The organism is Paenirhodobacter ferrireducens (genome assembly GCF_004022265.1).
GTDB classification, from domain to species: Bacteria; Pseudomonadota; Alphaproteobacteria; order Rhodobacterales; family Rhodobacteraceae; genus Rhodobacter; species Rhodobacter ferrireducens.
In genome coordinates, this window is the sequence record NZ_SAVB01000001.1 from 292,407 (window position 1) to 300,985 (window position 8,579).

6 protein-coding genes, 1 tRNA gene and 2 pseudogenes are annotated in these 8,579 nt (G+C 64.5%); 5 read left to right on the top strand and 4 right to left on the bottom strand.

Annotation, left to right across the window (positions count from 1 at the left end):
* Positions 1–10: 10 nt before the first annotated feature.
* Positions 11–1,114: an ABC transporter substrate-binding protein gene (locus EOW65_RS01455; protein WP_128147229.1), complete on the bottom strand. Its 1,104-nt coding sequence runs from the start codon at positions 1,112–1,114 to the stop codon at positions 11–13.
* A 272-nt stretch (positions 1,115–1,386) separates the two neighbouring features.
* Here EOW65_RS01455 and EOW65_RS01460 point away from each other — a divergent pair, with 272 nt between their 5' ends.
* Both EOW65_RS01460 and parA read left to right on the top strand, forming a co-directional pair.
* Entirely contained in the window at positions 1,387–1,704 is a 318-nt protein-coding gene (locus tag EOW65_RS01460) for an antibiotic biosynthesis monooxygenase (RefSeq protein WP_113899306.1), read from the top strand.
* A 114-nt stretch (positions 1,705–1,818) separates the two neighbouring features.
* A complete protein-coding gene (gene parA, locus EOW65_RS01465) occupies positions 1,819–2,448 on the top strand; it encodes a ParA family partition ATPase (RefSeq protein ID WP_128147230.1) in 630 nt (209 codons plus the stop codon).
* A 5-nt stretch (positions 2,449–2,453) separates the two neighbouring features.
* Here parA and uvrB read toward each other — a convergent pair whose 3' ends face one another.
* Positions 2,454–4,637 (bottom strand): excinuclease ABC subunit UvrB, encoded by a 2,184-nt coding sequence (gene uvrB, locus EOW65_RS01470; protein WP_128147231.1) that lies wholly within the window; start codon positions 4,635–4,637, stop codon positions 2,454–2,456.
* 348 nt (positions 4,638–4,985) lie between these two features.
* On the opposite strand from uvrB, the gene EOW65_RS01475 reads away from it, so the two are divergent.
* From EOW65_RS01475 to EOW65_RS01485, 3 genes and pseudogenes are all read left to right on the top strand, one after another.
* Positions 4,986–5,297 carry an ETC complex I subunit gene (locus EOW65_RS01475; RefSeq protein ID WP_128147232.1) on the top strand — a complete coding sequence of 104 codons (312 nt, stop codon included), beginning with the start codon at positions 4,986–4,988 and terminating at the stop codon, positions 5,295–5,297.
* Positions 5,298–5,492: 195 nt separating this feature from the next.
* Positions 5,493–6,428, top strand: a complete 936-nt coding sequence (locus tag EOW65_RS01480; RefSeq protein ID WP_128147233.1) for an MYG1 family protein — start codon at positions 5,493–5,495, stop codon at positions 6,426–6,428.
* Between the two features lie 174 nt (positions 6,429–6,602).
* Positions 6,603–6,907, top strand: a pseudogene (locus tag EOW65_RS01485) (transposase); the annotation flags it as partial.
* A gap of 57 nt (positions 6,908–6,964) precedes the next feature.
* On the opposite strand, the pseudogene EOW65_RS01490 reads toward EOW65_RS01485, so the two are convergent.
* Both EOW65_RS01490 and EOW65_RS01495 read right to left on the bottom strand, forming a co-directional pair.
* Positions 6,965–8,047: pseudogene (locus EOW65_RS01490) on the bottom strand (IS5 family transposase).
* A 187-nt stretch (positions 8,048–8,234) separates the two neighbouring features.
* A tRNA-Leu gene (locus EOW65_RS01495) sits at positions 8,235–8,318 on the bottom strand.
* Between the last annotated feature and the right edge of the window lie 261 nt (positions 8,319–8,579).

Genomic DNA, 8,579 nt, shown 5'->3' on the forward strand with positions numbered 1-8,579 from the left:
AGGCCCCGGTTTACTGGACGTTCGCGCCGACGACCTTGTCCCAGCCGGCGACGACCGCTTCCTTGTTCGCGGCCTGCTCGTCGAGCGAGGGGAAATAGGCCTTGGCATAGGCTTCGGCCGGCGGCAGGGCGTCGATCAGTTCCTGCGGAACCTTGCCGGCGGCGGCCATCGCGTTGAAGCGCGCCGGGTGGCAATAGCCCTTCAGCCAGAGGTTCTGGCCCTCGTCCGAGTAGATGTATTCCATCCACAGCTTCGCCGCGTTCGGATGCGGCGCATGGGCCGAGATCGCCTGCACGTAGACACCGGCGAGCACGCCCGAAGCCGGCACCACGACTTCGACCGGCGGGTTGCCGGCCAGCGTGTCACGCGCGGCCAGCGCGTTGTAGTCCCAGGTCACCACGATCGGCGTCGCGCCCTGCGCGAGGGTGCCGGCCTTGCCGATCACCGGAACGAAGTTCTTCGCGTCGTTCAGCTTTTTGAAGAAGCCGAGGCCCTTCTCGCCGGCGTCCTTGCCGGCCTTGCCGCCCTCGGACAGGCCCGAGGCGAGCACTGCGAGAATCGCCTGGTTCGAGGCGCGCGGGTCACCTGCCAGCGCCACCTGGCCGGCATATTCGGGCTTCGCGAGATCGGCCCAGTCGGTCGGGACGGTGTCGACGAGGTCCTTGTTCACCATGAACGACATCACGCCGTAATAGTCGCCATACCAGTAGCCGTCGGCGTCCTTGATGTTGTCCGGGATCTCGTCCCAGCCCGAGACCTTGTAGGGCTGGAGCAGCCCTTCTTCCTTGGCCTGCGGGCCGAAGCTCAGACCGACGTCGATCACGTCGGGGGCCTGCGGGCCGGTGTTGCCCTTGTTGGCGCGGATCGCCTCGAGCTCGTCGGCCGAGCCCGCGTCGGGGTTCAGCTCGTTCACCTTGATGTCGGGATACTTGGCCTTGAAGCCGTCGATCACCGCGCCATAGCCGCACCAGTCATGCGGCAGCGCGATCGTGGTCAGCATGCCTTCGGCCTTCGCCGCCGCCTCGAGCGCGGTCATGTCTTCGGCGTGGACGAGCGCGGTGGTGGCGAGCAGCGCGGCGGCGCCGGCAAGCCAGTGCATCGGTTTCATCGTCATTCGGTTTCTCCCCGTTGTCGGAAGCCTGGGCCCGGGATGGGCTGCAGCATGCACCTAGGCGCCTTCTGTGACAGTCACGCGACACGTGCGCCTTCGGGCCGTCAAGTTTTGACCAGCGGGGCAAGACTTGCCCGATTCCGGGCGCGTTGCAACAAATCTGTTGCGCGACTGTCATCTTCCGGTGCCGCCTGCCGTCACGTCGTCATCCGGCACGGCAGCGTGCGTGATTTTTTGTCGCAGCCGTGGCAGGATGGCCGAGGGAGGACCGACACATGACCGAAATCACGACGGATTTTGACGGGCAGACGGTGATCTGCACGTTCGAGATGACCCCCGCCACCGCGGCCGAGCTGATGGCTGCGCTCGAGGATGCCTATGAGAACTGCATCCGCCATCAGCCCGGTTTTCTTGGGGCAGGGCTGCACATGAACGACGCGCAGACGCGGATCGCGAATTACTCGAAATGGGAAAAGCGCGGCGACTATCAGGCGATGCTGCGCACCCCCGAGATGATCACGCGCAACCGCCACATCGCCACGCTGTGCCGCAGCTTCGAGCCGGTGATGTACGAGGTCGGCGCCGTTTTCTGACACCGCGCCGAGCGAAAACCCCGTATTCTCCGCGCCACCGGTGCCGCCTGCCTTGCGCGACGTCCGGGTTTGTGCTGCGGTGCGGCAAGTCACGGATGCGAGGCGGGGGGAAGAATGGCAGGCACGGTAATCACGGTCGCGCAACAGAAGGGGGGCGCCGGCAAGACCACGCTCGCGGTGAACCTCGCGGTGGCGCTGCTGAAGCGGGGCGCAAGCGTCGCGCTGCTCGACACTGACCCGCAGGGTTCGCTCGGCCGCTGGTTCATGACCCGGCGCGAGACGCTGGGCGAGGCCGGGCTCGAGTTTTCCACCTCCTCTGCCTGGGGGGTGAGCTACGAGGTCGAGAAGCTGAAGAAGCTGGTCGACGTGGTGATCATCGACACCCCGCCGAAGGTTGACAGCGATCTGCGCCCGGCGCTGCGCGAGGCGGACATGGTGCTGGTGCCGATCTCGGCGAGCCTTGTCGATTTGTGGGCGACCGAGGGCGTGCTCGACCTGGCCCGGCGCGAGGGCAAGCTGCCGAAGCTGGTGCTGAACCGGGTGAAGCGCGGCACGCGTCTGGATGCCGAGGTGCGCACCGCTGCCGAGCAGCTGGAGGGCGAGCTGATCGCGCCGGTGCTGGCGCATCGCGTGGTCTATGCCGAGACGCTGGGGCAGGGGCTTGGCGTGGTCGAGGCGGTGCGCCGCGGCCCCGCCCATGACGAGGTCGAGGCGCTGCTCGACGTGCTCTTCGCGCGCAGCTGATCCCCTCAGCGCTTCTTCGGCCGCTTGACCCCACCGCGCTGGCCCGGCCGCCCGGCGGTCGAGCGGCCGCGCACCTTCACCGCCGCCTCGACGGCCTCGTCGACCGCCTCCTGGCGCGCCAGCGGATCGTCGGCGATGGTCAGTTCCACCGCCTCGAGCCGCTTCACCTCGTCGCGCAGCCGCGCCGCCTCCTCGAATTCGAGGTTCTCGGCCGCCTTGCGCATCCGCGACCGCAGATCGGCCAGATGCGCCTCGAGATTCGCGCCGACCTTCGGGGCGTCGATCTTCGCCGTGACCCGCGCCATGTCGGTGTCGCCCTGATAGAGGCCGGCGAGCACGTCCTCGACGTTTTTCTTCACCGTCTGCGGCGTGATCCCGTGTTCGAGGTTATAGGCCGTCTGCTTCGCCCGCCGCCGGTTGGTCTCGCCGATGGCGCGTTCCATCGAGCCGGTGATCTTGTCGGCATACATGATGACCCGGCCGTCGGCGTTGCGCGCGGCGCGGCCGATGGTCTGGATCAGCGAGGTCTCCGAGCGCAGGAAGCCTTCCTTGTCGGCGTCGAGGATCGCGACGAGCCCGCATTCCGGGATGTCGAGCCCCTCGCGCAGCAGGTTAATGCCGATCAGCACGTCGAAGGCGCCAAGCCGCAGGTCGCGCAGGATCTCGATGCGCTCGATCGTGTCGATGTCGGAGTGCATGTAGCGCACCCGGATCCCCTGTTCGTGCAGGTATTCGGTCAGATCCTCGGCCATGCGCTTGGTCAGCGTGGTGCACAGCACCCGCAGCCCCTTCGCCGCGACGATGCGGATCTCGTCGAGCAGGTCGTCGACCTGGGTCTCGACCGGGCGGATCTCGATCTCGGGGTCGAGAAGGCCCGTGGGGCGGATCACCTGCTCGGCGAAGACGCCGCCGGCCTGTTCCATCTCCCATTTCGCCGGGGTGGCCGAGACGAAGACCGACTGCGGCCGCATCGCGTCCCACTCCTCGAACTTCAGCGGGCGGTTGTCCATGCACGACGGCAGGCGGAAGCCGTGCTCGGCCAGGGTGAACTTGCGCCGGTAGTCGCCTCGGTACATGCCGCCGATCTGCGGCACGGTGACGTGGGATTCGTCGGCGAAGACCAGCGCGTTGTCGGGGATGAACTCGAACAGCGTCGGCGGCGGCTCGCCCGGGCCGCGGCCGGTCAGATAGCGCGAATAGTTCTCGATGCCGGCGCACATCCCCGTCGCCTCGAGCATCTCGAGATCGAAATTCGTGCGCTGTTCGAGCCGCTGTGCCTCGAGGAGTTTTCCCTCGTCCTGGAACTGCTTCAGCCGCTGCGCAAGCTCCACCCGGATCTGCTTCGTTGCCTGTTGCAGCGTCGGGCGCGGCGTCACGTAGTGGCTGTTGGCATAGATCCGGATCTGCTTGAAACTATCCGTCTTCTGCCCGGTCAGGGGGTCGAATTCCGTAATGCCCTCAAGCTCTTCCCCGAAGAAGCTGAAGCGCCAGGCGCGATCTTCGAGGTGCGCCGGCCACAGGTCGATGGTGTCGCCCTTGACCCGGAAGGCGCCGCGCTGGAAGGCGGCGTCGAGGCGCTTGTATTGCTGCGCGATCAGCTCTGCCAGGAACTTGCGCTGATCATAGAGCTGCCCCACCGCCATGTCCTGGGTCATCGCCGAATAGGTTTCGACCGAGCCGATGCCGTAGATGCAGCTGACCGAGGCGACGATGATCACGTCGTCGCGTTCGAGCAGCGCCCGGGTCGCCGCGTGGCGCATCCGGTCGATCTGCTCGTTGATCATCGATTCCTTCTCGATATAGGTGTCGGTGCGCGCGACATAGGCCTCGGGCTGGTAGTAATCGTAGTAGGACACGAAATACTCGACCGAGTTCTCGGGGAAGAACCCCTTGAATTCGCCATACAATTGCGCGGCGAGCGTCTTGTTCGGCGCAAGGATGATCGCCGGGCGCTGCGTCTGTTCGATCACCTTCGCCATGGTGAAGGTCTTGCCGGTGCCGGTGGCGCCCAGCAGAACCTGGTCATGGTCCCCTGCCTCGACACCCGCCGAAAGCTCGGCGATGGCGGTCGGCTGGTCGCCGGCTGGCGCGAATTCGCTGTGCATGACGAAGCGCCGCCCGCCCTCCAGCTTCGGGCGGGTCAGCACGTCGAAGCGTTCGCTGGGCTGGTTGGTATTGTTGTGCGGCATGGGCAGGCTCCTCGCGCGGGCGCGGCAATCCCGTCATACTTGATCTCTTTTCGTTCTCTTTCAAGGCCTTGCTGGTGCAGGGCAGGTGGCAGGGCCTCAGAGATGACAATTTTAGAAATGAAATCAGATGGCTGGAGCGGAAATCTGTTGCTTTTCCCGGCGCAGGTTCGCAGATTGTTCGCGCGGGCGCGTCTGCCTGCCGGCCGGGCAGTCCCTTTGACGCTTCGTTCCCGCGACCCGGCCGGCAGTGCGGCTGTCTGTGTCACGCCGCTGGGCGCGATGGCGGTCAAGGCTTGCGCTTTCGCGTGGATCGACTAGAAAAAGGCGAGTTCCGAGAAGGGGAAGACCATGCGCGCGCGTATCTATCAGCCGGCCCGCAATGCCATGCAATCCGGTCAGGCCAAGACCAAGGTCTGGTACCTCGATTTCGAGCCCGCCGATGCGCGGGAGATCGACCCGCTGATGGGCTGGACGAGCTCCGACGACACGCAGTCGCAGGTGCGCCTGAAGTTCGAGACGCGCGAGGCTGCCGAGGCCTATGCCAAGGAGAACGGCATCGACTATGCCGTGACCGAACCGCACAAGCGCACCGCCAACATCCGCGCCCGCGGCTATGGCGAGAATTTCGCGTCCGATCGCCGCGCGAACTGGACCCACTGAGGGTGTAGATCGGGGCAAGGTTGTCTCGAAATCGGAGCAAGGATTTCGCGGGGCCCCGGACTTGGATCTTGGTGAATGCGGCGCGCAACATGTTGGTGCTCGTCGCCGCGCCGCAGAAATCCTCCCGAAGCCGACTTCCTCAGGGCGACCCAACCGGTCGCCCGTTGTCTTTCCAGACCTGCCAGAGTGCTCATCATGATCATTACCCACCTCGTGACCCACAACGGCGGGTTTCACGCGGACGAACTTCTCTCCTCGGTCATCCTGACCCGCCTGTTCCCGCAGGCCGAGGTGGTGCGCACCCGTGACGCCGCGTGGATCACCCCCGGTGAGGGCAAGATCATCTATGATGTGGGGCGCGATTACGACGCCGAGGCGGGCATCTTTGACCACCACCAGCGCCCCAATCCCGTGCGTGAGGACGAACAGCCCTACAGTTCCCTCGGTCTGATCTGGAAGCATTACGGCCTTGATTACCTCCGCGCTTTGGAGATCCCCGAGGCCGATCTGGAAGACATCCACGCCAGCTTTGAGCAGAGCTTTGTCCTGCCCATCGACCTGATGGACAACGGCGCGATGAACCCTTCGGTCGCAGGTCCGCTGACGCCTTTGACCCTCTCGGTCCTGTTGGAAAGCCTGAAGCCCGTCTTCGACAATCGTAGCTCTGACGCGGACGATGAAGCCTTCGCGGCGGCGCTGCCGATCGCGCGGGCGTTTGTCGAGGCGTCGATCACCAAGAAAGCCGCCAAGCGGCGTGCCGAAGCGATTGTCACCAAGGCGATCCAGGATGCGGGCAGCGCGCGCATTCTGGAATTGCCCATGGGCATGCCCTTCCGCTCGGCCATTGAGGCGACTGGCGCGGACCACCTGCTGTTCGTGGTGACCCCCCGTGACACTGACTGGTCCATCGGCGGTATTCGCATCAGCGGTGACAGCTTTGAGCAACGTGCCGATCTGCCCGCCGCATGGGCTGGCCTGACCGATGCGGCCTTGGAAGAAGCCAGCGGCGTCAAAGGTGCAAAGTTCTGTCACAACGGACGGTTCATCGCGGTTGCCAGCAGCCGTGAGGCAGCCCTGAAGATGGCCGCACTGGCCGTCGAAGAGGCCGAGCGCACAGGCGCCGCAGCCTGATTTCGCTGACGGCACGATGGATTTCCTGCTGAACGGAGACGAAACGGGGAGAACCACGATCCGTCTGGCCCATGGCTCTGGCGCAGCGATGGACACATCCTTGGATGGAAGTGCTGTGACCCCCGATAGCTCGTCCATCTGATGCTAGGGTCCGTCCCAATGAGAGGACCGGACATGAAGAGATCGAAGTTCACCGAAGAGCAGATCATCGCGATCCTGCGAGAGCAGGGTCGACATGTATGTCGACGGGGCAACGACTGCAGAGGTCTGCCGCAGGCACGGGATCAGTAGCGCCACGTTCTATGCCTGGAAGGCGAAGTTCGGCGGCATGGAGCCGTCGGAGGCAAAGCGTCTGAAGGCCCTCGAAGAGTGAGCCCGTGAACGCCACTGGTCCGAGAGAGCGGGCGAACAACGGCAAGCTGAAGCGTCTGCTTGCCGAAGCGATGCTCGACAACACCGCGCTGAAGGATCTGCTCGGCGTTGTTGCAGAACTCGCGCCTGAGGCGTGACTGCCCCATACCCCACTGACGCTGACGTCATGCGACGCGGACGATCTCGGCGGTTCCGAGGGCGTTGAAGCGGTTCATGACTGAGCAGGCGAACGCCACCGGTCCGAGAGAGCCTGCGAAGGATGCGGATCTGGATTTCGGCGGTCTGGCGATCGGGGGCTCTCGCGGCGATGCGCTCACCGAAGGACTTTAGGCAGCGCATCTTGGCCTCGGCGCGGCTGCGGACGTGGTCTCCCGTCCACCGTTTCCAGAGCGCCCGGCCGTAGTGACGCGTTGCGCGCAAGGTTTCGTTGCGGGCCCGAGCAGCCGGGCAGTCCTCCTTTCACGGTCTGCCATTCTTGCGGATCGGGATGATGGCCGTGCCACCCCGTGCGATGATGGCGCCGTGGCAGCGGCGGGTATCGTAGGCCCCGTCTGTGGTAACGGTGCCGATGGCTTCGTCGTCCGGGATCTGGCCAAGGAGGTCCGGCAGGACAGGGCTATCGCCTTCTCGACTGGGCGTGAACTCGACCGCGCGGATGTCGGATGTGGCGGTGTCCATGGCCAGATGGACCTTGCGCCATTGGCGCCGTCCCTGAACACCATGCTTCCGGGCCTGCCATTCCCCGTCGCCAAGGAACTTGATGCCCCCTCGCCGGTTCGCTCGAACCGGTGGCGCTTCACCGGCTCGATGTCCACCAGCAGGTTCAGCGGTCCGCCGGCTCGGCGATACGGGATCTGAACCGTCAGGGTCTTTTGCCTGCGACACAGCGTGGAGTAGTCCGGAACAGGCCAGTCGAGCCCCGCCAAGCGTAGCAGGCTCGCCACCATCCCGTTCGCCAGTGGGCTCGGACCAATGGCGCCTCACTGGCTCACTCTGCCGCAGCGGCAACTTAAACAACACCTTAATCGACAAGCAAAACTGGATCGCCGCGTCTGAGAAGACCGGCGGGCGCCCAGGGCAGCCTTCATGCGGCGGGTGCCAGGCCATCTCCATATCCAGCCAGATCAGCAACGACCCCCGATTGCGCAGGGCGGCCCTCGCCATTGTGCTCGGACCAATGGCGCATCAATGGCTCGATAGGCGGACCAGTTCGTTGTGCGGTAGCGGGCGGGCTCGGGCTTGCTCATGCCGCCCGTCTAACCGACTGGATTCGTGATGTGAATTCTTCGCGGCCAGAGTTCTGCAACAACGCCGCGCAGCAGAAGCGGGAACGAACAGCGACAAATCGTGAAAGTGCGAAACAAATTGCGAAACTTCACCGGGGTCGCGGGACCAGATAGAGGGGAAATCTGAGAATGATCAATAATTTCAATATGGTGCGGGTGAAGGGACTCGAACCCCCACGCCAAAGGCGCCAGAACCTAAATCTGGTGCGTCTACCAGTTTCGCCACACCCGCATCTGCCTGCTTTTTTAATACATAGCAAGGCCTTGGCCCATTTATCACGCCGCAATATCGTGTGCTAGTGGGGAAGTGTTTTATAATGCGTTTTCTACTTTCACGTTCTGTCCTTATTCCGTTCTCGCGCGCTTTGAGCTACTCCCGATCCCTTGGACAGTTTCCGGGATGATTTAAGCTACTCTCTGCGCCTGCTGGTCGGTTTCGATCTGGTTGAAGTAGACCACGGCGGGCGGCTTTCCGCCATGGGCGGCGTGGGGC